Source organism: Streptomyces sp. NPDC043876 (genome assembly GCF_056435825.1).
This window is the reverse complement of sequence record NZ_JBWKDV010000003.1, coordinates 135686-160494: the sequence shown is the minus strand read 5'-3', so window position 1 is coordinate 160494 and position 24809 is coordinate 135686. Positions and strand designations below refer to the sequence as shown.

At 73.4% G+C, this 24809-nt stretch carries 26 protein-coding genes; 8 read left to right on the top strand and 18 right to left on the bottom strand.

The genetic code is table 11. The annotated features are described in order from the left end of the window. Positions 1 to 26 precede the first annotated feature (26 nt). From AC0693_RS10135 to AC0693_RS10125, 3 genes are read right to left on the bottom strand one after another with little or no spacing between them, the layout of a single operon-like run. Complete coding sequence (locus tag AC0693_RS10135) at positions 27 to 1055, bottom strand: TolB family protein (protein ID WP_469315698.1); 1029 nt, start codon at positions 1053 to 1055, stop codon at positions 27 to 29. Positions 1056 to 1083: 28 nt separating this feature from the next. Further along, on the bottom strand, positions 1084 to 2421 hold the full coding sequence (locus AC0693_RS10130; RefSeq protein ID WP_469315697.1) for an MFS transporter: 1338 nt from the start codon (positions 2419 to 2421) through the stop codon (positions 1084 to 1086). A 2-nt stretch (positions 2422 to 2423) separates the two neighbouring features. Further along, the gene (locus AC0693_RS10125) at positions 2424 to 3314 is read right to left on the bottom strand and encodes an alkaline phosphatase family protein (protein ID WP_478801450.1); all 891 of its coding nucleotides are present in this window, start codon (positions 3312 to 3314) and stop codon (positions 2424 to 2426) included. 258 nt (positions 3315 to 3572) lie between these two features. Between AC0693_RS10125 and AC0693_RS10120 the strand changes: the two genes are divergently transcribed. Then, a complete protein-coding gene (locus AC0693_RS10120) occupies positions 3573 to 4907 on the top strand; it encodes an alpha/beta hydrolase (RefSeq protein ID WP_469315696.1) in 1335 nt (444 codons plus the stop codon). On the opposite strand, the gene AC0693_RS10115 is transcribed toward AC0693_RS10120, so the two are convergent. Beyond that, positions 4885 to 6357, bottom strand: a complete 1473-nt coding sequence (locus AC0693_RS10115; protein WP_478801449.1) for a carboxylesterase/lipase family protein — start codon at positions 6355 to 6357, stop codon at positions 4885 to 4887. The two genes, AC0693_RS10120 and AC0693_RS10115, sit on opposite strands and share 23 nt — an antisense overlap. Positions 6358 to 6516: 159 nt before the next feature. Here AC0693_RS10115 and AC0693_RS10110 point away from each other — a divergent pair, with 159 nt between their 5' ends. Both AC0693_RS10110 and AC0693_RS10105 read left to right on the top strand, forming a co-directional pair. After that, entirely contained in the window at positions 6517 to 6843 is a 327-nt protein-coding gene (locus AC0693_RS10110; protein WP_469315694.1) for a hypothetical protein, read from the top strand. Between the two features lie 114 nt (positions 6844 to 6957). Continuing rightward, the gene (locus AC0693_RS10105; RefSeq protein WP_469315693.1) at positions 6958 to 7239 is read left to right on the top strand and encodes a chaplin; all 282 of its coding nucleotides are present in this window, start codon (positions 6958 to 6960) and stop codon (positions 7237 to 7239) included. 99 nt (positions 7240 to 7338) lie between these two features. On the opposite strand, the gene AC0693_RS10100 is transcribed toward AC0693_RS10105, so the two are convergent. Together AC0693_RS10100 and AC0693_RS10095 are read right to left on the bottom strand one after the other, a co-directional pair. Beyond that, positions 7339 to 8205: a tyrosinase family protein gene (locus AC0693_RS10100; protein WP_478801448.1), complete on the bottom strand. Its 867-nt coding sequence runs from the start codon at positions 8203 to 8205 to the stop codon at positions 7339 to 7341. Positions 8206 to 8270: 65 nt separating this feature from the next. Then, entirely contained in the window at positions 8271 to 8645 is a 375-nt protein-coding gene (locus AC0693_RS10095; protein WP_478801447.1) for a tyrosinase family oxidase copper chaperone, read from the bottom strand. A 160-nt stretch (positions 8646 to 8805) separates the two neighbouring features. Here AC0693_RS10095 and AC0693_RS10090 point away from each other — a divergent pair, with 160 nt between their 5' ends. Then, positions 8806 to 9228 carry an SRPBCC family protein gene (locus AC0693_RS10090; protein WP_356412498.1) on the top strand — a complete coding sequence of 141 codons (423 nt, stop codon included), beginning with the start codon at positions 8806 to 8808 and terminating at the stop codon, positions 9226 to 9228. After that, on the top strand, positions 9225 to 9659 hold the full coding sequence (locus tag AC0693_RS10085) for a MarR family winged helix-turn-helix transcriptional regulator (RefSeq protein WP_469315690.1): 435 nt from the start codon (positions 9225 to 9227) through the stop codon (positions 9657 to 9659). Before AC0693_RS10090 ends, AC0693_RS10085 begins: the two co-directional genes overlap by 4 nt. A gap of 37 nt (positions 9660 to 9696) precedes the next feature. Here the strand turns inward: AC0693_RS10085 and AC0693_RS10080 are convergent, their stop codons facing one another. From AC0693_RS10080 to AC0693_RS10050, 7 genes are all read right to left on the bottom strand, one after another. Next, positions 9697 to 10524, bottom strand: coding sequence for a DUF6042 family protein (locus AC0693_RS10080; protein ID WP_478801446.1), 828 nt, complete (start codon positions 10522 to 10524; stop codon positions 9697 to 9699). A gap of 112 nt (positions 10525 to 10636) precedes the next feature. Then, the gene (locus AC0693_RS10075; protein ID WP_356412493.1) at positions 10637 to 10759 is read right to left on the bottom strand and encodes a hypothetical protein; all 123 of its coding nucleotides are present in this window, start codon (positions 10757 to 10759) and stop codon (positions 10637 to 10639) included. A 96-nt stretch (positions 10760 to 10855) separates the two neighbouring features. After that, the gene (locus AC0693_RS10070; RefSeq protein WP_478801445.1) at positions 10856 to 11740 is read right to left on the bottom strand and encodes a helix-turn-helix domain-containing protein; all 885 of its coding nucleotides are present in this window, start codon (positions 11738 to 11740) and stop codon (positions 10856 to 10858) included. Between the two features lie 119 nt (positions 11741 to 11859). After that, on the bottom strand, positions 11860 to 12750 hold the full coding sequence (locus tag AC0693_RS10065) for a geranyl diphosphate 2-C-methyltransferase (RefSeq protein WP_469315687.1): 891 nt from the start codon (positions 12748 to 12750) through the stop codon (positions 11860 to 11862). Positions 12751 to 12778: 28 nt separating this feature from the next. Then, complete coding sequence (locus tag AC0693_RS10060) at positions 12779 to 14056, bottom strand: family 2 encapsulin nanocompartment cargo protein terpene cyclase (protein WP_478801444.1); 1278 nt, start codon at positions 14054 to 14056, stop codon at positions 12779 to 12781. 62 nt (positions 14057 to 14118) lie between these two features. Then, positions 14119 to 15531 carry a family 2B encapsulin nanocompartment shell protein gene (locus AC0693_RS10055; RefSeq protein ID WP_478801443.1) on the bottom strand — a complete coding sequence of 471 codons (1413 nt, stop codon included), beginning with the start codon at positions 15529 to 15531 and terminating at the stop codon, positions 14119 to 14121. Positions 15532 to 15740: 209 nt separating this feature from the next. After that, complete coding sequence (locus AC0693_RS10050) at positions 15741 to 16334, bottom strand: GNAT family N-acetyltransferase (protein ID WP_469336119.1); 594 nt, start codon at positions 16332 to 16334, stop codon at positions 15741 to 15743. 646 nt (positions 16335 to 16980) lie between these two features. On the opposite strand from AC0693_RS10050, the gene AC0693_RS10045 reads away from it, so the two are divergent. Beyond that, positions 16981 to 17319: a MerR family transcriptional regulator gene (locus AC0693_RS10045; protein ID WP_356412489.1), complete on the top strand. Its 339-nt coding sequence runs from the start codon at positions 16981 to 16983 to the stop codon at positions 17317 to 17319. 82 nt (positions 17320 to 17401) lie between these two features. Beyond that, positions 17402 to 18496: a DUF5954 family protein gene (locus tag AC0693_RS10040; protein WP_478801442.1), complete on the top strand. Its 1095-nt coding sequence runs from the start codon at positions 17402 to 17404 to the stop codon at positions 18494 to 18496. Positions 18497 to 18532: 36 nt separating this feature from the next. Here AC0693_RS10040 and AC0693_RS10035 read toward each other — a convergent pair whose 3' ends face one another. Together AC0693_RS10035 and AC0693_RS10030 are read right to left on the bottom strand one after the other, a co-directional pair. Next, entirely contained in the window at positions 18533 to 19429 is an 897-nt protein-coding gene (locus AC0693_RS10035; protein WP_469315682.1) for an NAD(P)H-binding protein, read from the bottom strand. A gap of 53 nt (positions 19430 to 19482) precedes the next feature. Continuing rightward, complete coding sequence (locus tag AC0693_RS10030; protein WP_468468614.1) at positions 19483 to 19986, bottom strand: DUF6817 domain-containing protein; 504 nt, start codon at positions 19984 to 19986, stop codon at positions 19483 to 19485. Positions 19987 to 20309: 323 nt separating this feature from the next. On the opposite strand from AC0693_RS10030, the gene AC0693_RS10025 reads away from it, so the two are divergent. Then, positions 20310 to 21239, top strand: a complete 930-nt coding sequence (locus AC0693_RS10025; RefSeq protein WP_478801441.1) for a LysR family transcriptional regulator — start codon at positions 20310 to 20312, stop codon at positions 21237 to 21239. 234 nt (positions 21240 to 21473) lie between these two features. On the opposite strand, the gene AC0693_RS10020 is transcribed toward AC0693_RS10025, so the two are convergent. Genes AC0693_RS10020 through AC0693_RS10010 form a run of 3 tightly spaced genes read right to left on the bottom strand, consistent with a single transcriptional unit; the run spans position 21474 to position 24732 of the window. Beyond that, a complete protein-coding gene (locus AC0693_RS10020; RefSeq protein ID WP_478801849.1) occupies positions 21474 to 22601 on the bottom strand; it encodes an acyl-CoA dehydrogenase family protein in 1128 nt (375 codons plus the stop codon). Beyond that, positions 22580 to 23761, bottom strand: a complete 1182-nt coding sequence (locus AC0693_RS10015; RefSeq protein WP_478801440.1) for an acyl-CoA dehydrogenase family protein — start codon at positions 23759 to 23761, stop codon at positions 22580 to 22582. The genes AC0693_RS10020 and AC0693_RS10015 overlap by 22 nt, the downstream gene beginning before the upstream one ends. Further along, complete coding sequence (locus AC0693_RS10010; protein ID WP_478801439.1) at positions 23758 to 24732, bottom strand: NADPH:quinone oxidoreductase family protein; 975 nt, start codon at positions 24730 to 24732, stop codon at positions 23758 to 23760. Before AC0693_RS10010 ends, AC0693_RS10015 begins: the two co-directional genes overlap by 4 nt. Positions 24733 to 24809: the final 77 nt, after the last annotated feature.

The following is a 24809-nucleotide window of genomic DNA, read 5'->3' as shown; positions in this document are numbered from 1 at the left end:
CCCGCTCCGGCCTTCCTCGTCGGCGTTCAGCCGAGGAAGGCCGGGGCGAGGGCCGAGGGCATGAGCCGGGCGGGGGCGCCGCTGCCGTCGGCCGGTACCGCGTACAGGTCGGCGCCGAAATCGCCGGGCAGGGAGTAGACCACCGTGTGGTCGTCCGTCCACACGGCCTGGTCGTCGACGCTCCGGGTCTCGGCGAGCGGGGTTTCGGCCCCGGAGGCCAGGTCCAGGGCGTAGAGCCGCCACGGCGCGTCGGCGGGGGCTCCCGCCACGCGCTTCTTGAAGACGATCCGGGCGCCGTCGGGTGAGAGCGAGGGGCACTCGACGTTCTCGCGGACCGTGGTGAGGGTGCGCTCCACGAGGTCGCCGCGGACCAGGTGGGTCGCGCCGCCGGTGGCGAGGGTCGCGTAGAAGGTCCGCTCGTCGGCCGCGAAGGTCACGCCCCAGAAGTTCACGTCGGCCGCCCGGTAGGTCCGGCCGTCCTTGCGGATCGTGAAGTCCTCCAGGGAGGCGTCGTACCTTCCGGTGCGCAGGTCGAGGACCGAGGTGCGGGTGGAGAAGTCGGTCCCGGCGTACGAGTCCCCGCCGACGAAGACCGTCCAGGCCACCAGGTGCCCGCCGGGCGAGACCCGGGCGCGCGTCGGTATCCCGGCGAGCGGACGGCTGGAGACCTCCTTGAGGTGCGCGTCGAGCACCACCGCCGTGTAGCTGTCCTGCACCCCGCCCTTGACCTGGCGCAGGCAGATCCCGGTGCCCGCCGCGGCGTGGAAGCGCAGGCAGGAGACGCCGGAGGCGGTGCGTTCGCCGTCCGGCCGGCCGGCGGGCACGGTGGCCAGTTCGTCGCGGTGCGGCCCCCAGGCCATGTTGCGGAACACGATCCGGCGGCCGCCGTCGCCGGGGGTCAGCGCGACGTGGCCCGGGGTGACCCGCGGGCCGCCGGCCTGTTCCCGGTTCTTCTCCTCGGCGCGGGAGGAGGCCCGCACGACGGAGACCACCCCGATCCCCGCGAGGAGGAGCACGGCGGTGAGCAGGATCAGGATCCGGCGCTGGAGGGTCATGGGTGGGGGCCTTTCGGGTGGGGACGCGTCAGTGCGGGGCCGTGACGGCGGGGTCCGCTCCGGCGTCGGGTCCCTCGTCGGGGCGCAGGCGGGCGCACACGGCGGTGGCGAGGGCGAGCAGGACGGCGGCGGTGGTCAGTGCGGGCCGGGATCCCCAGGCGGTCCAGGCGGCGCCGAAGGCGAGGGAGCAGACGAAGCGGGCGAGTGCCTGGCCGGTCTGGACGAGGGCGAGTCCCGCGCCGCGGTGCTCCTCGGGCACGGTGCCCGCGGCGGCCGCCATCAGGACGCCGTCGGTGGCGGCGTAGAACCCGCCGTGCAGCAGGAGCACCGCGTAGGGCAGGGCGGCCCCGCCGGCTCCGGCCAGCAGCAGCCCGTAGGCCAGCAGCAGGGCCATATGTCCGCCGAGGAAGACGCGGCGGCGGCCGATCCGGTCGGCGAGCCGGCCCAGCGGCACGGCGAGCAGGAAGAACGCGGCGGCGGTGCCGAGCGGCAGCAGGGCGAACCAGCGGTCGGCGATCCCGGTGGTGCGCTGGAGCAGCAGGAAGACGAAGGCGTCGCTGACCGTGCACAGGCCCAGCAGCAGGGCGCAGAGGCCGATCCGGCGCAGCGCGGGGCGGCGCAGCAGGTGGACGGAGGCGCGCAGCGAGGGGCGCGCGGCGGCCTTGGTGTCCCCGGCGCCCCCGTCCGTGCCGCGGGTGTCCGTGCCGCGGGCATCCGCACCGCGGGGCACGAAGAGCACCAGGACGAGGACGCCGAGGGCGGCGACGCAGGAGCTGACGGTGAAGACGGCGTCGTAGCCGTCGGCGGCTCCGCGCAGGATCACGAAGGCGAGCACCGGACCGATGAGCGCGCCGGCGGTGTCCATGGCCCGGTGGGCGCCGAAGGCCCGGCCCCGGTTCTCGGGGGTGCTCGCCAGCGAGATCAGGGCGTCGCGCGGGGCGGTGCGCAGGCCCTTGCCGGTCCGGTCGAGCGCGAGGACCGCGCCGATGGCGGGGAGGGTGTGCGCGAGGAGGAGCAGCGGCTTGCAGAGCGCGGAGAGGCCGTAGCCCAGTCCGGCGAGCAGCTTGTGGCGGTGGAAGCGGTCGCCGAGGTGGCCGCCGGTGAGCCGGACCAGGGCGCCGACCCCGTTGTAGAGGCCGTCGAGCAGGCCGAAGCCGAGCGGGGAGAGGCCGAGTCCGGCGACGAGGTAGAGCGGCAGGACGGCCGCGACCATCTCCGAGGAGACGTCGGTGATCAGGCTGACCGTGCCGAGGGCGAGGACCGTGGGGGCGAGCGCGGCGCGCCGCCCCGGGCGGGTGCCCGGGGCGACGGCCGGTGCGCTGGTCACGGCGGGCGCGGGGGTGCCGCGGCTGTCCGCAACGTACATCGTCAGCCGGCCCAGATCCCGGTGATCTCATGGGCGGTGGCGGCGTTCCCGGCGTGGGTGGTCAGGCCCGCCAGGCCCTCCAGGGTGCGCAGTACGTCGTAGTGGTTGTAGGTGGTGGCGGAGGTGGAACCGGGGACCACGGGCTGGCCGTAGAGCACGGTCGGGATCTTGTTGCCCGCGAGCCGGTTGTCCTCGTCGAAGGTGACGACGAGGAGGCTGTTGTGGGTCTTGGCCCAGTCGGCGTAGGCCTTGAGGTTGTTCTTGAGCCAGGTGTCACCGGTGCCGACCGAGCAGTCGTGCATGTCGCTGCACAGGTTCGGGACGACGAAGGAGACCTTGGGCAGGGTGGTGTAGTCCGTCGGGAACTGGGCCATGGTCTTGGCGGTGCTGGTGGGCACGTTGGAGAAGGCGAACCAGGGGTTGTGCTTGCGGGCGTACTTGCCGCTGCTGCACGTGGTGGAGCCCTGGCTGGGGAGGGTCTCGTTGTAGCTGCCCCAGGTCTTGCCGGCGGCTATCAGCTCGGAGGCCAGGTTGGGGGCGGAGCTGAAGCCGGGGGTGTAGCAGCTGTCGTCGGTGACGCCCTGGTGGGAGCCCGAGAAGAGCTGCATGTAGTTGGGCTGGCTGGGGTGGGTGACGCCGAACGACTGGCTCAGGCCGGCACCGCCCGACTTGAGCGAGTTGATGTAGGGGGCGCTGGAGCTCCCGATGACCTGGTTGTAGGCGTGGTTCTCGAACACCACGACGACGACGTGGTCCGGGGCGGGCAGCGACGCCGCGTGAGCGGGCTGGGCCGTGCCGAGCGAGGTCCACAGGGCGGCGAAGGCGGCGGTGAGGCCGATCGCGGACGCGAGGGCGGTGGTGCGGCGGGGCCGTGACGAGGGCAGGCCGAACACGGGGATACCTCCGGCTGATGGGGGGTGTTCTGGGGGCGGCGCGGACGCACCATACCGATGGGCATGTGCAGGGGCCAGAGAGCGCGGACCAACGGAAGGAGAACGCGCGCTGCACGCTCGGTGCCGGGTAAGAAGGTGCCCTGGAGGAGACAAAGAAAATGGAAAATTAGGAACCTGAGGGCTCTGTCGTTCATCCTTCGAACGGAAGAAGACCACCCCCGCCGCCGCGGGGCCGCAGACAGCCGGAGAGCCCCGCACATGTCGTATTCGCCCGACGGGCCGTACCAGCCGTACCAGCCGTACCCGCCGGAGGGGCAGCGATCCGACGGGCCCTACCAGCAGCAGCACACGCAGCCGCTGCCGCGCCAGCAGTCCCCGCGGCAGGAGCAGTACGCCGGGCAGGGCCAGGGGCAGTACCAGGGGCAGGGTCCCGGCCAGGGCCCGTACCCGGGGCAGCAGGGCCAGGACCGCCACCGCGGCGTGCAGCCCGGTGAACTGTGCCCGACCTGCGGCCACGTGGCCCCGGACGCGCAGGAGGAGCGCCGCCCGTCGCGCGTCAAGCGCTGGGTCATCGGCGGCGTTTGCGTGCTCGCGCTCGCGGCAATCGCGGCGGGCGCGATGACGTACTTCGAGATACCCCCGTTCACGGACAAGGGCACCGCGGTGTCCTTCGGCAAGCCCGACGCGGGCGGCCAGGCGGGCGGCACGCAGCAGGCGCCCAACGCCAAGGCGCTGATGCCGACGGGCCCCAAGGCCGAGTTCGCCAACTCGATGACGCTGGACGACGGCACGCACGTGGCCGTGACCACCATCACGGGCAAGAAGTCCGGCTTCAAGGGCAAGGTCTGGGTCTGGGCCCCGAAGGAGTACTTCGACCCGAAGTACGCCAAGAGCGGCTTCCCGGTGATGATCGCCCTGCCCGGCGGCGCCGGATACCCGAACAACTACTGGATGGGCACCGACCTCGGCCTCCAGAAGAGCATCGGCAAGTGGTCGGCGGAGGGCAAGGGCAAGCCCTTCATCCTGGCCATGCCCGTACTGAACCCGGCACCCGACGACAACGGTACCTACTGGGACGGATCCGATATTCCGGGTCAGCCCAAGATGGGCACCTGGCTCACCGACGACGTCCCGGACCTGATGCGCGAGAACTTCCGCACCATCAAGTCCCGTGACGGCTGGGCCTTCATGGGTTCCTCCACCGGAGGCTTCGCGGGCCTCAAGGCGGTGCTGAAGTACCCGGAGAAGTTCAAGGCCGTGATCGCCTCCGGCCCGGACGTCGTTCCCGACTCGCTGCTCTGGAAGGGGCACGAGCAGGAGAAGGCCGCGAACAACCCGGAACTGCTGGCCAAGGAGCTCATCGCGAAGAAGGGCCCGGACGTCTACCTGGCCTTCCAGGTCGGTGACAACGAGAGCAACAAGAAGACCCTGCCGGACGTGCAGAAGTTCATCGCGAACTACACCAAGGGCCCGATCCACACGAGCCTGCGCGTCATCCCGGGCGGCCAGCACAACGCCAAGACCTACGTGCCGAACATGGGCGAGGGCCCGATCCAGTACATCAGCAAGGTCATGGAAGGACCAGTGGAGTAGCGGCTCCCCGCCGCGCCACCGCCCCTCCCCCTTCCCCTTCGTGCTCCGGCCCGCCGAACGTCCTCGGCGGGCCGCTGCCGTCCCAGGGCTCCCAGCCCGGGCTCCCGGTCACCGCGAAGCGCACCCAGGCCGCGTGCATCTCGTCGGCGAGCGCCTGCGGCGCGTCCGGACCGGTCAGCCAGGTGCTCTCCGGCACGTCGAGGGTGTCGAACACGAAGCCCAGCTCCAGCGCGTGGCAGGCACCGAGCCCGGGCAGGCCGGAGGGCCAGCCGAACTCGTAGAGGTAGCTCGGCGCCCCGCGCCCGGCTCCCGCCAGCCGGCGCAGCGGATCGCGCAGCAGCTGGTCGGTCAGCAGCCGGCCCACCAGGTCCGCCGAACTCATCCCGGGCAGCGCCTCGCGCAGCTCCCGCACGGCGAGCCGGTCCTTGCCGCTGCGGTGCCGGGCCAGCGCCACGGCCAGCGGGCCGAGCTGGTCGAAGAGCCGCATGGCCCCGCTGGGGGCGAGCCACAGCCGGTGCTCCTGCGCGGTCCAGCCCACCAGCAGGGGTATCTTCCGCGCCGCGCGGCCGTCCACGACCGCGTCGAGGGGGTCCTCGGGCAGCGTGTCCGGGTCGGTGACGAGGAAGAAGGCGGGCCCGCCGAGCAGCGGTCCGGAGCGGCGCAGCACGGCGGCCTGGGCGGCGAGCAGGGCGTCCGGGTCCACCTCGGCGAAGGCCTTGGCGGTGGCGGGCACCTTGAGCAGCGAGGCCATCCGGCGGACCATCGGCCGGACCCGGTCGCGGGGGAAGACCTCGGGGGCGCCGCTCTGCAGGACCGCCTGCGCGAAGAGACCGGCGGCGCGGGGCGCGGCGAGCAGGGCGCCCGCGCTGATGGCCCCCGCCGATTCCCCGAAGACCGTGACCCGGGCGGGGTCGCCGCCGAATTCCGCGATGTTGTCCCGCACCCATTCCAGGGCCGCGATCTGGTCCAGCAGGCCCCGGTTGGCGGGCGCGTCGGGGAAGAGGCCGTAGCCGAGGACGCCGAGCCGGTAGTTGGCCGTGACCAGGACCACTCCGTCGCGGGCGAAGGCGGAGCCGTCGTAGACGGGCACGGCGCCCGATCCGCGGGTGAGGGCGCCGCCGTGCAGCCACACCATGACGGGCAGCCGCTCCCCGGGACCGGCGGGCGTCCAGACGTTGAGGTTGAGGCAGTCGTCACCGGGGATGTCGGGGTCGGCGAGGAGCGCCGCGAACCGCTGCGGGTAGGGCACTTTGGGTGCGGTCGGACCGTACGCCCCCGCGTCCCGTACGCCGTCCCAGCCGCGCGGGGGCGCGGGCGCGGCGAAGCGCAGAGCGCCGACGGGCGCGGCGGCGTAGGGGATGCCGCGGAAGACCGAGACGCGGCCCTCGGACCGCCCTTCGAGCACTCCGTGCCCGGTCGTGGCCCTGGGGCGGGCTCCCGATGCGCTCATCGCGTCCTCCTGTATCCGCTCCTGGGCGCACGGTCGCACGTCCACCTACGGGTGACAAGGCGTGACCCGGAGCGGGTGCGGGCGGGTTGGACCCCGGACGGGTGCACCCGCACCGGCCGTTCCACACGTTCCGTACGTTCCCCGAGGGGCGAGACCTCCATGCGCATCCACCACACCATCCGAGCGGCCATCGGGCCGGTGCTGCTGCTGGCCGCGGCGGCGGGAGCCGCGGGCACGGCCACGGCCACGGCCGCCGGCACGGACTTCCAGTACATCGGCCAGGACGACAAGGCCCACGCGCTCCCCGCGCGCGCGGGGTGCCACGCGGCGGAGGGCGGCGGTTCGCGGGGCGTGGTGAACCAGACCCGGCTGCGGGCCGCGCTGTACCGGGAACCGGGCTGCAAGGGCGAACCGGCCGCCTACGTCCTGCCGGGGACGAGCGCGCCCGTAACCGTCTATTTCGCCTCCGTACGGCTGTCCGGGTAGTCCCGACCCCACCAGGTGGACGCAGCGGCCGTGACTCCGGGGCGGCCGCGGCGTTGTACGCCATGTCAAATGCCGCAGACTCTGCGGCGCCCCGTTCCTTACTAGGAGATCTTGATGTCGCGTATCGCGAAGGCACTCGTCGTCACCGCTGCCGCCGGTAGCGCCCTGGCCGCCGGCGCCGGTCTGGCCGCGGCCGATGCCGGAGCGCACGGTGCGGCGGTCGGCTCCCCCGGTGTCCTCTCGGGCAACCTGCTCCAGGTTCCGGTCCACGTTCCCGTGAACGTCTGCGGCAACACCGTCAACGTGATCGCCCTGCTGAACCCGGCGTTCGGCAACACCTGCGTCAACGCGTCGGGCGGCGGCGACCACCACACCCAGGGTGGCTACGGCGGCTGACCGCTGCCCACCGCATGACCGCTGTTCCGTGAGGAAGGCCCCCGCCGTTCGGCGGGGGCCTTCCTTTCGTGCTCCGCGCCCGCCGGCGCGGCGGGCCCGTCAGGTCTCGTAGCGGTAGAGGCCGCCGTGCCCGAGCAACTCGCGCGGCGTGACCCCCCAGGGCGGCATCGGCTCGTCCAGGGCGATCACCCGGCCGTGCTGGAGGTCGTACTCCGGCGGCGGGGTCGCCGGCAGGTAGCCGGAGGTGGGGTGGCGCTGCTGCCAGCGGTCCCAGACGAGGTCGACGAAGGCGTGGTGCAGCCAGAACACCGGGTCGTTGGGGGCCGTGCCGCCCGTCATGTGTCCGCCGACCCACTGGTGGACCTTGTTGTGGTTGCGCCAGCGCTCGCTCTTGGGCGCGGCCCAGCCCTCCAGCTTGTTGCGGAAGCCGCCCGCCCGCGCGGTGGAGTCCCAGGGGTCCGAGTCGTAGACCGGGTCGTCGAGCGCCGTCTGCAGTTCGGCGGCGGTGGGGAGGCTGATGGGGTTCTGCGGGCGGCCGAGGTTTCGGGTCAGGAAGCGGGACTCGGTGACGCCGACGGTGACCGTCCAGTTGCCGCGCGCGTGGGCGAAGGGGCCGGTCATCACCTGGCGGTCGCCGTCCCGGCCGGTGCCGCCGAGGAAGTCCTCCGCCCAGAGGGAGGAGACGGGGCTGTTGTCGGTGGTCCAGTCCCAGTACGGGATGGAGACGCCGGAGTCGAGCGTCCGCAGCTGCTTCTCGAACTCCAGCAGGTAGCGGCGGTGCCACGGGAAGAACGACGGCGACATGTGACCGACCCGGAGTTTGCGGTCCCGGTCCGGCACGAAGTACTTGTCGTGGGTGCGCACGAAGGCGTCGTAGGTCCCGTTGCGCTTGAGCTCCAGCACGGCGGCCGTGAACCGCTTCTTCTGCGCGCTGGTGAGGTTCTTCTGGTTCTGCCGGGTGTACACGCGGGTTTCCTCCCCTGTCCCCTTGTCCCGTCGGGTGCGGCCGTACGGTCCGGACGCGACGGGCGTCAGCCGTGGTGCGGGGCGCCCGCCGCGAGGGCCAGCCGGGCGGTCCCCAGCTCGTCGACCGCCGCCCGGGCCAGTTCCAGCGGCGTCGCGAAGGACTCGAAGTGGTTGACCCCGCTGAGGTAGCTGCCGTCGGCGCGGCGCATGACGTGCAGGGGCCGGCCGTCGATGTGGATCCCGTCCCGGCCGACGGCGATGTGCCGCCCGCGGTAGGTCTCCTCCGTGAGCGGGGCCGGGGTCAGCGTCTGCCGGGGACGCCGGGCGCGCAGTACGGGGGTCAGGGCGGCCCCGGTGACGGCGAGCACGGCGGCCGTGAAGACGGTGCGCAGCGCCATACGGCGGGTCGGTGGGGCGGTCGGGCCGGTGGCCGCGTGCATGCGTTCTCCCTCGTTCGGTGGCAGCGCTACGGGGTCTAACGCCGCGCGGCGGACGAGGTCACCGCGTGCCGCCGATCGCGCACCCCGCTGGACAGATAGTCTGCGCGTAGATAGTCTGTACACAGATGAATCGCCCGCACGATCACCGAGGAGAACCGCCATGTGGGACTACGAGCACGCTGTGGAGACCGACGCCCCCGCCGAGGCGATCTGGGCGCTGTGGGCCGACGTACCGAACTGGGGCACCTGGAACGGCGAGATCGAGCGGATCGACTTCGAGGGCCCCTTCGCCGTCGGCGCCGGGATCACGATGACCCCTCCCGGTGACTCGCCCATCGAACTGCGCGTCACCGACCTGGTCCCCGGCACGTCCTTCACCGACGAGGCCCGCATGGGCGGACTCGTCCTGCGCACCGCGCACACCCTCGCCCCGCTGCCCGGGGGACGGACCCGTATCGTCTACCGCATGGAGATCACCGGTACGGGCGCCGACGAGGTCGGCCCGCAGATCGGCCCCGGCATCACCGCCGACTGGCCGGAGACGATGGCCGCGCTCACCGCCCTCGCCGCCCGGAGCCGATGACCGTGCAGCCCGGCGAGAGCCCCGGATTCCTGCTCTGGCACACCACGCTGCGCTGGCAGCGCGGCATCGCGGCGGCCCTGGCCCCGCTGGGCCTGACACACGTCCAGTTCGTCCTGCTCGCCTGCACCTACTGGATGAACGGCCAGGGCGAGCACCCCAACCAGCAGGCCCTGGCCCGGCAGGCGGGCACCGACGTGAAGATGACCTCGCAGGTGCTGCGCACGCTGGAGCAGAAGGACCTGATCGCCCGCGAGGTCGACCCGGACGACACCCGCGCCAAGCGGCTGCGCGTCACGGACGCCGGCGCCGAACTGGCCCCGCGGGCGATGGCCGCCGTCGAGGAGGCCGACGCCCGCTTCTTCCGGCCGGTCCCGCTGGCCGACACCCTCGCCCTGCTGGGCCGGCTCGCCCGTCCGGACGGGACGCCGTAGGCGGGCGCGGCCGTACGGCCGCGCCCCGGGCGGCGGTTCAGGCGCGGCCCACCTGGATGCGGCCCTCCGCGACGCTGCGCCAGTCCACGACGATCTGGAAGCGGGCGTGCGCCGGCAGGTTCCGCGCGGCGACCGGCGCCGGCGGATCGCCCCGGTACATCGCGAGGTCGCCCTGCTCGTCGGCGAGGTGGTCGAGGGCTTCCCGGATCCGGTCCGCCGGAAAGCCGGTGGCCCGCTCCAGCCGCTGCAACGAGGTGGACACCCGCTCCGGTCGGCGCAGGGTGTCGGTGAAGTGGGCGAGCAGCGCCTGCTCGGCCGGTGCGACGCCGTCGTGGCGACGGATCCGCCGGATGCGCTCCAGCAGGTCGGCGGGCAGCGGGAGCACGTCGTCCGGGCGGGGCAGCTCGTCGGGCACCGACCAGCGCCCCTCCGACTCCCGCGCGAGGCCGAGGCGTTGCATGACGGCCGCCAGGTCGCGGACGGTCGAGGGCGCGGGATGGGGCAGGGAGCGCAGCGCCTCCTCGAACCACTGCCGGTGCGCGGCGGCGGCCGCCGTGATCCGCGCCGCCTCCTCGGGGCTCTCCGCGAGCTCCACGCCCTCCTGGTCGAGCCACAGCAGCGGCGAGTCCAGCCCGTCGTCGCCGAGGCGGTACTTCCGCTGCCGGTCCCGGTCGCCGAGGACCTGGAGGGCGATGTCGTCGAGGCTCCCCTCCGCCCGCCGGCGCATCGCCGTCGCGAACAGCATGGCGAGCACCATCGCCTGGTGGCGCGGCGGCAGGACGAGGGTCCAGCAGCTCGTGAACCAGTCGGGGTGCAGGGACAGGGACCCGTCGGGCGCGTGCGCGGGGGTGGTGCGGGCAGGCATGCGGTCTCCGCTCGTAGCTCGTCGTACTACCGGGTAAACGACGAGGGAGCTCCGGAGTGCCGGTCAACCGTGCGATGACCCGGACCACTCGGCCGTCGGGAGCGGTACGGCGTCAGCGGCCGTCCGGTCCGCCGCCCTCGCGGCGGTTGCGGTTGCGCCGGCTGAGGGCCCCCACCAGGCCGATCAGGCCACCGGCGAGCGCGCCGGACACGAGGATGCGCAGCAGGTCTTCCATCGAGAACGTCCCCCTGGTCGGATTGCCGGTCGGCTACGACGGGGACACTATCGACGGTCGCGGGGCCTGGCTTGGACAAAATCGACCTCGCCGCTCTCAGAGGGCCAGCGCGCCCTCCGCCAGACCGACGGCCGCCACCCGCCCCGGGGTGGTCCCGGCCAGGGCACGGAATTCGCGGTTCAGGTGCGCCTGGTCGTAGAAGCCGCAGGCGGCGCTCACCTCGACGGGCGGCGCCGTGTCGTGCGTGAGGAGCCGCATGGCCCGGTGGAAGCGCAGCACCCGGCCGGACATCTTGGGTGTCAGGCCCACCTGTTCGGTGAAGCGGCGGGTCAAGTGCCCTTGGCTCCAGCCCACTTCGGCCGCGATGCGGCGGACCGGGACCGCTCCCTCGGCGGCCGACAGCAGCCGCCAGGCGTGCCCCACCTCGGGCGCGGGCAGCGGACCGGTGTCGAGCCGGGCCGACAGCGCGTGGTCCAGCAGGTCGAACCGGGCGCCCCAGTCGCGGGCGGCGGCCAGCCGTTCCACCAGTACCTCGGCCCCGGGGCCGAGGACGTCGCGCAGTTCGACGACCCGGTCGGTCAGTTCGCTCATCGGCATGGCGAACAGCCGGAAGGCGCCCAGGGGGGTCAGTTCGAGCCGGATCGCCTCCTGGCCACCGGGGTGGTCGCACACCCGGGGCCCGTTCTCCAGCCCCGCGACGAGCGAGCCGGTCACCCGGCTGGACGGGCCCGCGTCCCCGAGCCTGCGGATGTGGGCGAAGGGCTCCCCCAGGCTGATCACCACGACCGCCCGTCCGGTGGGGACCAGCCGCACCCGGTAGGGCGAGGGCGAGGCCGCCACCTCCCCGTACCCCGCGTAGCTGTGCACGATCGGGCGCAGGCGGGCGGGCCACGGCCGGGTCACCCGCCACCGCTCGCCCGCGCCCACCCGAGCCACCTCGACGCCCCGACCGGCCACGCCCGCGCTTCCGACCAGCGGCATGCCCCACCCCCTCCGCTCGGCCCCAGCATCCCAGAGGGACCGCCCGGCGGTGTGCCCGGCCGCCGGGCCCGCCGGGGGCCGGCCCGGCGGCTCGCGGCGGCGGTGGCCCGACCGGTCCGTCAGACGCGGTCGGCCGCGATGAGGACGTACTGGAAGGAGCCGTCCCGGTAGGAGTTGATGAACGCCTCCTCGATGCCCGTGACCAGGGAGGACGTGGCCCGCAGCTCCCAGTACGGCAGGGTGTCCGGTGTCAGGTCGATGACGGCCTGCGGGACGAGGCGGTTGTCGGCCATGGCGCGCAGGTACTCCCGGCGCGAGTGGATGTTGCACTCGAAGTGGGCGTTGATCTGGGAGACCCACTTCGAGGGCTGGCCGTAGCGCGGGTTCCAGCAGCCGGTGATGGTCACGTAGCGGCCGCCGACGCCGAGGACGCGGGAGTGCTCGGCGAAGAGGTCGTGCAGGTCGACGTACATGCTCGACTCGTTGTTCCACGAGGCGGCGGCCCGCCCGGTCTCGAAGGGGGTGTCGAGCATGTTGCAGACGCGGGCGCGGACGTGGTCCTGCACGCCCAGTTCGCGGGCCCGGTTGTTGGCGAACTCGGCCTGCTTCGCCGACAGGGTCACCCCTTCGACCCTGCACCCGAAGCGCTGGTGGGCCATGACCATCGAGCCGCCCCGGCCGCAGCCGGCGTCCACCAGGGTGTCGCCCTGCCCGATGGCGCCGAGGTGGTCCAGGAGGACTTCGGCCTGCGCCGATTCCAGGCGGTGGAGTTCGGCGATCAGCCTCTTCTCGTACGCGCTGTCGCCTGCGTCGCCAAGGGCCTCGCGGTCGACGTCGCCGATGCCGTAGTGATGGTGGTAGAGCCCGTCGACGTCACCGAGGCGCAGGTTCACGGGCCGGGCCTCGTGGTCCCAGTACCGCGCGATGTCCCCCTGGTAGGCGGTCGCCGGGGTGGGGATGAACACGGAGGCCGAGGAGGCGGGGGCGGTGCCGAGGTTGGTACCGGTCATGGAGAATCAGTCCCATCTGTGCCGCGACTTACCAGAAGTCGGGGAGGCTGTAGCGGTAGGTGTTGCTCTGGTGCCAGTAGTGGTTGCCGTCGACCCACACGGCGACTCCGCGCAGGAAGCGCAGCACGCTCGGCAGGGGGCAGGCGAGGGCCAGGTCGGCGGCTTCGGCCTCGAAGGCGTGCATCAGCTCGTTGTGGATCTCGACCGCCTTCAGGTAGGCGTCCCGTTCCGAGGCGCCTTCGCGGTCGGCGATCACCACCGGCAGGTTCAGGTGCCGTCCGGGGGCGGCCAGTTCCTTGGTGTACGAGTAGAGGTCGTTGACGATGGTCGTGGCGTTGCCCGCGAGCGCGATGACCCGCTGCATGGCGGGCTGCGCGTGCAGGTCCGCGGGGAGTTCGTAGCCGCCGATGGTGTCGGTGATGGTGGGGCAGGGGCGGAAGTTGTTGAACTGCCGCATCGCGAGGTACTCCCACACCTCGGGCACGTGGTCCGTCTGGGCCCACGCGGCCTCGGCGAGGTAGCCCAGGTGCAGGCGGCTCATGTCGTGCCGGTACCGGTCGGCCTGGGAGGGCGTGGACTGCCGTACGAAGTACTCCATGGCGGAGCGGTAGGCGCGCCGGGGGGCGTCCGCGTGGAGGGACTGCGCCCACTGCGGCGCGTACTCCTGCGTGGTGTGCAGGGGGTCGAGCGCGGTGTGGGCGAGCAGGAGCCGGCCGCCGAGGCCGACCGGCGAGCCGCCGTGGTCCTCGCAGTAGCAGTCGTCGAGGGCGTTCTCGGCGACCATCAGCCGCGTGGCGATCATCAGGTGCTCGATGGTGGGGGCGTCCGGGTGGCAGGCGACCATGTACCGCCCGACGGAGAAGCCGTCGAACTGGTCCTCCCAGTCCTCGGGGTACAGCTGGACCTCGTCCAGTGCCCAGGCCTTGATCCTGCGGCTGACCTCCTCCACCCGCACCGCGTCCGGCTCCGCCACGGGGTGGTGGTAGAGCCCGGGGACGGGTCGGCCCGTCGCCGGTCCGGGGAGCGGCGACGGACCGGGATCCGCGGCGGACGGGGGGACCGGCGGCGCCACGGGCTCCGGGCGCGGGGTGAGGCGCAGGCCCGCCGTCCCCAGCCCGTTCGGGCCGCGCAGGACCCGTTCCAGGGCGGAGGGCGGGCCGGGCAGGGGGGCGGCGGAGGGCGGCGGCGCGGGGGCCTCGGGCGGGGCGGGGGCGGGGGCGGGGGCACCTGCGAGGACGTGGGCGCCGAAGCGAGTCGCGGCGGTCGGCGGGCTCGGCCGCAGCGGGGAAGGCCCGGGCTCGGGCATCCGTGGCTCCTTGGTGGGGTGGGCGGGCCGCCCGGGATCCGGGTACGCCCGGACGGAAGGACTCAGTCGCGCCTGCGCGCGATCTGTACGTTCTCCAGCACGCCGAGCGCGTCGGGCACCAGGATCGCGGCGGAGTAGTAGGTGGTGACCAGGTAGGAGATGATCGACCGCTCGTCGATGCCCATGAAGCGCACGGACAGGCCCGGCTCGTACTCCTCCGGCAGCCCGGTCTGCGTCAGGCCGATGACGCCCTGGTTGTCCTCGCCGGTGCGCATGCAGAGGATGGAGCTGGTGTTCTCCTTGGTGATGGGGATCTTGCTGCAGGGCAGGATCGGGACCCCGCGCCAGGCCGGGACCTGCTGTCCGCCGAGGTCGACGTGGTCCGGGTAGAGCCCGCGGGTGTTGAACTCCCGGCCCACCGCCGCGATGGTCCGGGGGTGGGCGAGGAAGAACTTGGAACCGCGCCGGCGGCAGAGCAGGTCGTCGAGGTCGTCCGGGGTGGGCGGGCCGGAGTGGGTCTGGATCCGCTGCTTGAAGGAGGCGTTGTGGAGCAGGCCGAACTCCCGGTTGTTGATGAGCTCGTGCTCCTGGCGCTCGCGCAGCGCCTCGATGGTCAGCCGGAGTTGCTCCCCGGTCTGGTTCATCGGCTCGTTGTAGAGGTCGGCGACCCGGGTGTGGACCCGCAGCACGGTCTGGGCGAGGGAGAGTTCGTACTCGCGCGGGTGCAGTTCGTAGTCCACGAAGGTGCCGGGCAGCTCGGCCTCGCCGGTGTGGCCGGCGGACATCGCGATCTCGGCCTCGCCGTGCTTGTTCTGCCGCTGCGAGGGAAGCGCGCTGAACCGGCGGACGTGGTCCCGCAGGTCCGGCGAGCCGGACAGTACGGCGGCGAAGTCGGCGCGGGACAGGGTGAGCAGGGTGCCCGCGGTCTCGGCGGTGACCGTGCAGTCCCAGCGGGCGTCGGCGTCCAGCAGGGCGTCCTCGCCGAACTGCTCGCCGTCGGCGAGGACCGCGACGGCCACCTCGTCGCCGTATGTGCCGACGGAGGTCTGGGAGACCCGGCCGTGGGCGATGAGGTGGACCTGCTCCGCGGCGGCGCCCCGCTCGGCCAGGACCTCGCCGGACCGGAAGTCGCGCTGGACGCACCGGTCGGCGAGCGCGGTCAGCACCTCCAGGTCCTCGAAGCCCTTCAGCAGGGCCAACTCCCCCAGTTCGCGGGGGATCACGCGCACGCTCCCGCCGTCCTGGACGAATTCGACGCGGCCGTCGCCGACGGCGTAGCTCAGCCGGCGGTTCACCCGGTAGGTGCCGCCCTTGGTCTCCACCCAAGGGAGCATCCGCAGCAGCCAGCGGGAGGTGATCTCCTGCATCTGCGGGGCGGACTTGGTCGTGGTGGCGAGGTTACGGGCGGCCGCCGTGCCCAGGCTGGCTTGCCGAGGCGGCTCCACCTGGGCGTCCGGGCTGGTGTCAACGGTCATCGGCGGGATCTCCTTGGTGTGCGCGAGGCGGCGATCGGCGTCCCGGATGCGTGGTCGCCCTCGGCGAGGGCACACCGCGCACAAGATGCGGCAATCGGACCAGAACCGTTGAGAACGCTAGTGGCCCCCGCCATTCGCCCTCGCGAACCAGGTGGCATTTACCTCGAAGCGGTGATCTTGTCCCGCGTCGGGTTTGAACGCCCGGGACGTCACCCCACCGGCGGCGATTCCCGGTGCCGGCGCAAATCCAGCATGCAGAAGACCTTGTCGTAGCGGCGCCGCCCGACGGCGACGAAGTCGGGCAGCCGGCCGTACTCGCTGAAACCGAGCGAGTGGTAGAGGTGCAGGGCGCTGCCGTTGTCGCCGCGGGCGTCCAGGGTGAGGACCTCGATCCCCGCCCGGTCCGCGTCGGCGATCAGGGCGGCCGTCAGCGCCCGGCCGATGCCGCGGCCGTGCGCGGCGGCCTCCACCGCGACCTTCTCCAGGTCGGCGTGCGGGCGATGGGTGGGGCGGGCGTAGCGCGTCCAGTAGCCGAACCCGGCCAGGCGGCGGCCGACGTACGCGGCGCGCAGGGACGCGTCCCCCGCGTGGGCGGCGGCGATGACGCGGTCGAGGAGTCCGGCCACCTCGTCCGGCGAGGGGGGTTCGACCCAGCCGAGCGCCGCACCGCCGCGGACCAGGTCGGCCAGGATCCGGTGGGCCGACGCCGCGAACGCGGGCCGGAGCTCCGGATCGGCGGCCACCTCCCCCGCGTCGAAGAGCCGGAGATCGCCCGCCGCACCGCTGTCCGTCGTCCCGTTCATGGTCTGCAGCCTAGCCAGGCCGATTAGCTCACCGATGGACACGCAGAAATCTGTGCTCGACGGAGTAGACATTGCGTTGCGACGTGGTTATGGTTTCTCTCGTAGCCGAGATCGACCAAGGCCCGGAGAGACGAACTGCCGGGCACGTAGTTGCAGTAGTTCAGTAGTTCTTGCAGGACACGCAGTGTGCAGAGCGGTGCGGTGGTGGAGTTTCGAAGCCAGGGCTTGTGCAGGACGGCGACGGGACTGACGACCGGACCGGGTGGCCCGCGGTGATCAGGGGCCGCCGAGAGCAATAGTCCGGTAAAGGCGTCGGCTGCGGACGCGCGTACCGGACGCAGAGCAGGACCCGCAGTACGCAGTTCAGCAAGGCAAGTGATCGACCCAGAGGGAAGAACGGAGGAGCAGAGCGCCATCAGGATCGCCCGGGCGGAACCACTGAGTCCGGGTACCGCAGGACATCGATAGTGAGGTGGTCTCCGGTCAAGCAACCGCGATCCCCGCGCCTCCGGCCGCATGCCGACCGGATCCGCGGAAATAGAAGGCCGGCGCAGGACTGAGGCCGGCAGATGGTGTAGCAGTTCCTTCGGGGCCTTGGTGCCGTATGGCACCAAGGCCCCTCCACGCGTTCCACAGAGAGGTGCAAATGACGGCAAACGACTCGTTCGGCCGGCTCGATGACGACGACTACCCCGCCTACACCATGGGCCGGGCGGCCGCCATGCTCGGAACCACCCAGGGGTTCCTGCGCGCCATCGGCGAAGCCCGGCTCATCACCCCGCTGCGCTCCGAGGGCGGGCACCGGCGCTACTCCCGCTACCAGCTGCGCATCGCCGCCCGCGCGCGGGAACTCGTCGACCAGGGCACCCCGGTCGAGGCCGCGTGCCGGATCGTCATCCTGGAAGACCAGCTGGAAGAAGCACAGCGCCTGAACGCCGAATACCGCCGCGCCGGCGAGGTGGCGCAGCCCCCGGCCGCGGTCTGACGGTCCCCTCCGCCGCGGCCCGGGAGGGGGAGGGATCCCCGAATCGGCAGCGGTGCGGGGCTCCGGTCGCCAGGATGGGGGCATGGAGCATGGGGATGCGGGGCGGAGCGCGGGGCGGCCGATCGTGGTGCGGGTACCGGTCGAGCCGGTGGAGGCCGCGATGGAGGCCGACCCGGTGGACGCGGCGGCCCGGGTCGGCGAGGTGGTCGTGCGCGGGCCGCTCTTCGGGGTGGCGGCGCAGTATCCGGGTGATGCGGGGCGGTGGCACGTGGTCGTCGCGATCATGGAGCCGTGCCCGCAGATCGCGCGCGACAGTCTGAACTCGAAGCTGTGGTTCCGTGCGAAGGACGAGGCGAAGGACCGGGCGGAGCGGCGGGCACTGCTCGCGGCGGTGGCCCGGCTGGAGACCGAGCGGGTCGACGAACTCGACGTGGCCGGGACCCGGTACCGGGTCGTGCGGGCCGAGGAGTACGCGGGCTCGGGCCCCGACGGGATCGAGCAACCGCGCCCGACCGACCCGGAGCCACTGGTTCCCGACTGGGTCCGCGGGGCGCAGGGGCCGGAGATCGACGACGCCCTGGTCCTCGACCCGGACGAGCCGGTTCCGCCGACCCGGGCCGGGGAACAGCTGGCCCTGCGCGGTCTGCGCTACAGCGGAACGCGGTTTCCCGAAGCGGTGCTCGCCGACTCGCGGCGGGCCCTGGAGAGCCACCCGGACGTTCTGGTGCTGCCGCCTGCCTTCACCGTCGTGGAACGGACGAGCGCCCGGCACTGGGAACCGGTCAGCGGTCCGCACGTCAGTGCGCACGAAGCCCGCAAGTCCATGGACTTCACCCTGACCTGGGCGTGGCCGCGGATGCGCGGGCTCATCCCCCTCGACGCCGACACGAGCGCGGACGCCCGTACCGAGACCCGGGACGCCGGGGCGGGCACCGTTCCCGGCGCGCGCAACGGTGAGCTGGCCGCGTACGCCGAGGCCGCCGACGCGCTGCGTGCCGGGCGCGTGAACCGGCTGGAGTTCCAGGGGACGGTGTACCAGATCGCCCGCACCCGGCGTCTGCTGCGCTGGGGTCCCGACGGGCCCGAGGGACCGCGCCCCTCCGACGTCAACAGCCAGGAACCGACCCGGATCCACCTGGCCCTCGACGAGGACGGCAACGTCGTTCCCGAGGCGTGAACCCGCCGGGCTCCTCCGCTGCCCGCCCCGCGCGCATCATCCCGGGGCGTCGGCGAGCCGGTGGCGCAGGTGGGCGTGGGCCCAGGCGGCCAGGGAGGTCGGGGTGGTGGTCCGGACGGTGCGGCGCTGCTCGGGTACGAATCCTTCGCGCAGACCCGTCGACATGCCCATGACGGCCTCGACCAGGCCGTCGGTCATCCCGGCCCCGCGGAGCCGAGTGCGCATGGCCTCGTCGGTGATCCGTTCGACGCCGATCGGCCGGCCGGTGGCGGTGGTGAGGATGTCGGCGACCTGCTGCCAGGTGAGGTCGGCGGGTCCGTGGACCGCCTGTACCGCGCGTCCCGACCAGGCGGGAGAGAGCAGGCGGGTCGCGGCGACCTCGGCGATGTCGCGGGGCGCCACCCAGGCCATGGGCTGGTCCAGCGGAAGGATCACCGGGAGGGTGCCCGTCCGCAGGGCGTCGAGCTGCAGCTCCAGATTGGTGAAGAAGTAGCCGCAGCGCAGATGGGTGACGTCGGTGCCCGTGTCGGCGGCGGCCGCGTCCAGCGCGGTCTCGGTGTGTGCCAGGCCGTCGATCTCACCCGCTCCGTGCCGTTTCTCCGCCCCGACGCTGCTCTGGAAGACGACACGGCCGATGCGGTTCTCCCTGACTGCGCGGACCACGGCGGCGGTGGCGCGCGCGTAGTCGGCGAGGGGGTCCTCGCCCCCGGTGGTCGGGTCGACCCAGAACAGGGCGTCCACCGCACGGGTGGCGGCCGCGACCGCGTCCGGGTCGTACTGGTCGACCCGCACGGCGTCCACTTCCCCGCGGATCCCGGGGGCGAGCCGGCCGGGGTCGCGCAGCAGCACGCGCGGCCGGATCCCGGCGCGGATCAGCGTGGTGACGACGTGCCGGCCGACGTTGCCGGTCGGAGTGGTGACGGCGATCTGCATGGCGTCCTCTCGTTCGGTACGGGCGGTCCCTTTACGCGCCGCCCGCGTCCGGTTCATTCGAGCAGGCTGCGGCAGTCCGCCCGGGCAGGACCGCTCAGCAGCGGCCGCAGTCGGGTGAACAGGGTGAGCAGTCCGATGCGCGCCTGCCCCCGGAAGACGGGGTCGATGTCGGCGAGGTCGAGTTCGTTGGCGGCCGTCAGCTCGGCGACGTCGCGCCGCTGCTGCGCCGACGGGACGTGGAGGCCTCCGGTGAACCGGTCGCGGAAGGCGCCACCGGGCTCCGCGAGCGTCGGATACGTGGCATGCCGGTCGCACGACGCGTAGAGGTGGACGAGGGCTTCGGCCTCGGCGCCGATCACCTCGGCCAGCACCGTGCGGCGCTCAAGGCTCAGCAGGGCGGTGGGGAATCCGTCGGTCCCGTAGCAGGCGTGGCACAGGCCCGCCAGCTGGAGGGCCGGACGGGCGTCCCACCGGGCGAGCCGGGCGCGGACGCGCTGGAGGTGGGCGAGGAGGGTGCCGCCGGGGTGGGCGATGTCCGCGGCCCCCCGTTCGTACAGGAGCGAAACGGCCCGGCCGGTGACCGTGTCGCCGCGGGCGGCAGCGGGCCGGGAGCCGGGTGCTGGACCGGGCGCGGGGTCGGGCGCTGGACCGGTGGCAGGGGGTGCGGGCACGGGGCGGTCCTTTCGGTCCCTCGACGGCAGAGGTCGACACCCGTCCGTGCCTCCGCCTCTGGTCCGGACCCGGCGGAAGCGCCGGACGGGTTGCCGCCTGGGCCCTGCACACGATCCTCCTGAAACAGCGGACCCCAGTCAATCCTATGATTTTCTCGCCATGTCCCAGCTCTGGCTAGGGAGTTGGGGGGAAGGTTAGCGTGGGCGACATGACTCTGGACGACCTGCGCGTCTTCGTGGCCGTGTGCCGGGCGGGCAGCCTCAGCGCCGTCGCCCGCCAACTGGAGCGGACCCAGTCGGCGGTGAGCCAGCACGTGAAGCGGCTGGAGCGGGAGGCCGGTGTGGCCCTGCTGGAGCGCCAGCCGCGCGGGGTGGTGCCGACGCAGGCCGGGCGCGTCCTGTGCGACGCCGCGTCGGACGGCATCGCGGGCCTGGATCTGGCGCTGCGGCGCATCGCGGACCTCACCCATGGCGAGAGCGGCTCCGTCCGCGTCACCACGGGCGGCACCACGGTGCGGCACTTCATGTCCGAGGCGATCGTCGCCTTCCGGCAGCGCTACCCGAAGGTCAGTCTGGAGTTCCGGACGGAAACGTCGAGCCGCAGCTGTTTCGACGCCCTCACCGCCGGAAACCTCGACCTCGCCTGGGTCACGATCGACGGCCCCGTGCGCGGCATCGAGCAGCGCCCCGTCGTCGCGCTGCCCTGGGTGCTGGCCGTCCGCGCCGACGACCCGCTCGCGGGCCGACCGTACGCCGGCCCGGCCGATCTCGCCGGCAGCAGTCTCATCCGGCTCCCCCACAACTCCACCTCGGGGGCGCGCCTGGACGCCGCGCTCGCCGAGCTGGGTGTCCGCGGCGGCTCCGACACCGGCGTCGCCGACTGGGACACCGCGCTGCTCCTGGCCGAACTCGGTCTCGGTCACGCCGTCGTGCCCGCCCTGCCGGGGTGGCGGATCCCGGGGGACGGTCCCCTGCGCCTGGTCCCGCTGCCCGACCTGCCGCCGCTCCCGGTCGGCTGGGCCGTGCGCCGCTGGGACGCGCTGACCCCGCTCGCCCGGGTCTTCGCCGACGCCGTGGCCCGCGGCTGCGGCGCGCGGGACGCCCCTGCCCGGCCCGGGAAGGACGCCGAGCCCGGGTGAGCGGCCGGGGGCCGGGGCTCATTGTTCCCGGCGACGCAGGCGGCAAGGCGGACGGGCGCGAAGTCCTCGGGGCCGGTTGCCGTCAGGCACCGGCCGCCCGGGCCGGCGCGGTGTGCGCGTCCGGGCCGACTGCGCGGCCCCGGGGCCGCTACCGGCCGCCGGCGCCTGGTCCAGCATGACGCTCCCGCCTGGACGTTCCCGCCCGGTGCGTTCACGACGGCCGTACGGATGCCCTCAGGGCGCCGGGAGTTCGGCGAACTCGGCCACCAGGGACCGGTGGTGGCCCGCGGTGCCGAGGGCCAGGGAATCGGCCTTGGCGCGCTTGAGGTAGAGGTGCGCGGGGTGTTCCCAGGTCATGCCGATGCCGCCGTGCAGCTGGACGCACTCCTCGGCGGCCCGGACGGCGACGCCCGAGCAGTAGGCCTGGGCGACGGCCACGGCCAGGGGCGCGTCCGGGGCCGAGGTCGCCAGGGCGTCGGCGGCGGCGCGGGCCACCGCCCGGGCCGAGGCGACGTCCAGCCACAGCTGCGCGAGGCGGTGCTTGAGGGCTTGGAACGAGCCGATGGGCCGGTTGAACTGGTGCCGGGTGCGGACGTGGGCCACGGTCTCCTCCAGGCACCACTGCGCGAGCCCGAGCTGCTCCGAGGCCAGCAGGCCCGCGCCGGCGAGCAGCGCCCCCGCGATCGCGGCGCGGGCGCCGGCGGGATCCGCGAGCCGGGTGCCGCGCGCCCCCTCCAGGGTGACGGCGGCCAGCGGCCGGGTCAGGTCGAGCGGGACCTGCGGGTCGATCCGGGCCTGCTCGGCGGGAACGGCGTACAGCCCGGTGTCGGCGAGGACCAGCAGCGCGTCGGCGGCGGCCGCGTCGGCGACCGCGGTGACCGTGCCGCCGAGCACCCCGTCCCCGGCGTCCCGCACGGCGACGGGCGGCGCTCCGGGGGCGAGGGTGAGCGGCAGGACCGGGACGCACACGCGGGTGCCCGATGCCAGCTCGGCGAGCAGCCCGGCGACGGCGGGGTGCTGGCAGTCGCACTCCAGCAGGATCGCGGTCGCCAGGACGGAACTGGTCAGGTAGGGGACGGGGGCGACGGCCCGGCCCAGTTCCTCCAGGACGACGGCGGCCTCGCGGTGGCTCGCCCCCTGCCCGCCGAGCTTCTCCGGCACCAGCAGTCCGGCGGCGCCGATGCCCGAGGCGAGGGTGGACCAGAGCTCCGGGTCGTGGGGGCTGCCGCTTTCCAGGCGCCCGAGGAGGGCCGCGGGGGCGCAGCGGTCGGCGAGCAGCGCCCGCACCGCCGAGCGCATTTCTTCCTCGGTGTCGGAGTAGAGGAGGTCGGGGGTGGAGGTCATCGGGCCAGGTCCTTCCAGGCGAGGTCCTTGTCGTCGCGCGGCTCGGGGGGCAGGCCCAGGACGCGTTCGGCGACGATGTTGAGGAGGACCTCGCTGGTCCCGCCCTCGATGCTGTTGCCCTTGGCGCGCAGGTAGCGGTATCCGGCGTCGCGGCCGGTGAAGTCGACCAGTTCGGGGCGGCGCATGGTCCAGTCCTCGTACAAGAGGCCTTCTTCGCCGAGGAGTTCCACCTCCAGGCCGCTGATCTCCTGGTTGAGGCGGGCGAAGGTGAGCTTCATGCCCGAGCCCTCGGGTCCGGGTGCTCCGGCGGCGAGCTGCTGGCGCAGCCGTTCACCGGTGAGGCGGGCCACCTCGGCCTCGACCCACAGGCCCAGCAGCCGCTGGTGCAGGGCGTGGGTGCGCAGTGCGGGGCGTTCGCGCCAGGCGGCGGCGACGGGCGCGATCATGCCGCCCTCGCGCGGGATCCGCATGCCGCCGATGGAGACGCGTTCGTTCATGAGGGTGGTGCGGGCGACCTCCCAGCCCTGGCCGACCTCGCCGAGGCGGTGGGCGTCGGGGATCCGTACGCCGGTGAGGAAGACCTCGTTGAACTCGGCTTCGCCCGTGATCTGGCGCAGCGGCCGGACCTCGACGCCGGGGGCGCTCATGTCGCACAGGAAGTAGGTGATGCCCTTGTGCTTGGGCACGGCGGGGTCGGTGCGGGCGATCAGGATGGCCCAGCGGGCAGTGTGCGCGCTGGAGGTCCACACCTTCTGGCCGTCGACGATCCAGTCGTCGCCGTCGCGCACCGCGCGGGTGCCGAGCGCGGCGAGGTCCGATCCGGCGCCGGGCTCGCTGAACAGCTGGCACCAGACCTCCTCCCCCACCCACAGGGGGCGCAGGAAGCGGCGCTTCTGCTCGTCGGTGCCGTAGGCGAGGAGGGTGGGCGCGGCCATGCCGAGTCCGATGCCGATGCGGCGCGGGTCGTTGTCGGGGGCTCCGGCGGCTTCGAGTTCGGCGTCCACGACCACCTGGAGGGCGCGCGGGGCGCCGAGGCCGCCGAGGCCCTCGGGGTAGTGCACCCAGGCGAGCCCGGCGTCGAAGCGGGCGCGCAGGAAGTCGGCGCGGGGGGTGTCGGCGGGCGGGTGGGCGGCGAGCAGCGCGCGGGTGCGGTCGAGGACGTCGTCGGCGGTGGTCACCGAGCACCTCCGTCCAGGGCCGGTACGACGACCAGGCGGCCGGTGGTGGTGCCGTCGGCGAGGCGCTGGACGGCGTCGGCGGCTCCGGCGAGCGGGACCCGTTCGCTGACGAGGGGTTTGACGGCGCCGTCGGCCGCGAGGCGGGTGAGTTCGGTGTGGCAGGCGAGGACGGCCGCCGCTTCCCTGCTCGCGTACAGGCCCCAGTGGAGGCCGACAATGGCGTAGTTCTTGACGAGGGCGTGGTTGAGGGCGGGGGCCGGGATGGTGCCGCTCGCGAAGCCGACGACCAGGATCCGGCCCTCGAAGGCGACGCATTTGGCGGAGGCGGTGTAGGCGTCGCCGCCGACCGGGTCGTAGACGACGTCGGCGCCCCGGCCGCCGGTGAACTCCTTGACCCGGGCGACCAGGTCCTCGGTGTGGCGGTCGATGACCAGGTCGCAGCCGAGTTCCTCGGCGGCGGCCGCTTTGGCCTTGCCGCCGACGACGCCGATGACGGTGGCTCCGGCGGCCTTGCCGAGCTGGACGGCGGCGCTGCCGACGCCCCCGGCGGCGGCGTGCACGAGGAGCGTCTCGCCGGGCTGGAGCCGGGCCCTGCGGTGGAGGCCGAACCAGCCGGTCTGGTAGCCGATGTGCAGGGCCGCGGCCTCGGCGTCGTCGAGGCTGTCGGGCGCGGGCAGCAGGGCGCGCGCGTCGGCGATGACGTGGGTGGCGAAACCCCCGTGCGGGAGGGCCGGGTTGGCGATGACGCGGCGGCCGTCCTCGGTCTCGCCGCAGATCTCGACGCCGGGGGTGAAGGGCAGCGGCGGCCGGATCTGGTACTGGCCCCGGCAGAGCAGGGCGTCGGGGAAGTTGACGTTGGCCGCGAGCACCTTGAGCTTCACCTGGCCCTCGCCGGGCACCGGTTCGGGAATCTCTTCGAGGCGCATGGCCTCACGGGGCTCACCCGGGGTATGTACTCGCCATGCCTGCATCCGGGGCCTCCAGCCGCCGTCGGGGAACCACGCTCCGCGGGCATACTAAGCGGTCGCTTGCCGTGTTGGGAACCCAT

Coding starts and splice junctions, on each gene's coding strand:
- AC0693_RS10105 (WP_469315693.1), top strand. CDS start 6,958: ATGTCGCGTATCGCGAAGGCACTCGTCGTCACCGCTGCCGCCGGTAGC.
- AC0693_RS10090 (WP_356412498.1), top strand. CDS start 8,806: ATGTGGGACTACGAGCACGCTGTGGAGACCGACGCCCCCGCCGAGGCG.
- AC0693_RS10065 (WP_469315687.1), bottom strand. CDS start 12,750: ATGACCGGTACCAACCTCGGCACCGCCCCCGCCTCCTCGGCCTCCGTG.
- AC0693_RS10095 (WP_478801447.1), bottom strand. CDS start 8,645: ATGCACGCGGCCACCGGCCCGACCGCCCCACCGACCCGCCGTATGGCG.
- AC0693_RS10055 (WP_478801443.1), bottom strand. CDS start 15,531: ATGACCGTTGACACCAGCCCGGACGCCCAGGTGGAGCCGCCTCGGCAA.
- AC0693_RS10130 (WP_469315697.1), bottom strand. CDS start 2,421: ATGTACGTTGCGGACAGCCGCGGCACCCCCGCGCCCGCCGTGACCAGC.
- AC0693_RS10035 (WP_469315682.1), bottom strand. CDS start 19,429: ATGCAGATCGCCGTCACCACTCCGACCGGCAACGTCGGCCGGCACGTC.
- AC0693_RS10010 (WP_478801439.1), bottom strand. CDS start 24,732: ATGCAGGCATGGCGAGTACATACCCCGGGTGAGCCCCGTGAGGCCATG.
- AC0693_RS10045 (WP_356412489.1), top strand. CDS start 16,981: ATGACGGCAAACGACTCGTTCGGCCGGCTCGATGACGACGACTACCCC.
- AC0693_RS10080 (WP_478801446.1), bottom strand. CDS start 10,524: ATGCCTGCCCGCACCACCCCCGCGCACGCGCCCGACGGGTCCCTGTCC.
- AC0693_RS10110 (WP_469315694.1), top strand. CDS start 6,517: ATGCGCATCCACCACACCATCCGAGCGGCCATCGGGCCGGTGCTGCTG.
- AC0693_RS10060 (WP_478801444.1), bottom strand. CDS start 14,056: ATGCCCGAGCCCGGGCCTTCCCCGCTGCGGCCGAGCCCGCCGACCGCC.
- AC0693_RS10115 (WP_478801449.1), bottom strand. CDS start 6,357: ATGAGCGCATCGGGAGCCCGCCCCAGGGCCACGACCGGGCACGGAGTG.
- AC0693_RS10135 (WP_469315698.1), bottom strand. CDS start 1,055: ATGACCCTCCAGCGCCGGATCCTGATCCTGCTCACCGCCGTGCTCCTC.
- AC0693_RS10050 (WP_469336119.1), bottom strand. CDS start 16,334: ATGAACGGGACGACGGACAGCGGTGCGGCGGGCGATCTCCGGCTCTTC.
- AC0693_RS10070 (WP_478801445.1), bottom strand. CDS start 11,740: ATGCCGCTGGTCGGAAGCGCGGGCGTGGCCGGTCGGGGCGTCGAGGTG.
- AC0693_RS10025 (WP_478801441.1), top strand. CDS start 20,310: ATGACTCTGGACGACCTGCGCGTCTTCGTGGCCGTGTGCCGGGCGGGC.
- AC0693_RS10120 (WP_469315696.1), top strand. CDS start 3,573: ATGTCGTATTCGCCCGACGGGCCGTACCAGCCGTACCAGCCGTACCCG.
- AC0693_RS10075 (WP_356412493.1), bottom strand. CDS start 10,759: ATGGAAGACCTGCTGCGCATCCTCGTGTCCGGCGCGCTCGCCGGTGGC.
- AC0693_RS10085 (WP_469315690.1), top strand. CDS start 9,225: ATGACCGTGCAGCCCGGCGAGAGCCCCGGATTCCTGCTCTGGCACACC.
- AC0693_RS10040 (WP_478801442.1), top strand. CDS start 17,402: ATGGAGCATGGGGATGCGGGGCGGAGCGCGGGGCGGCCGATCGTGGTG.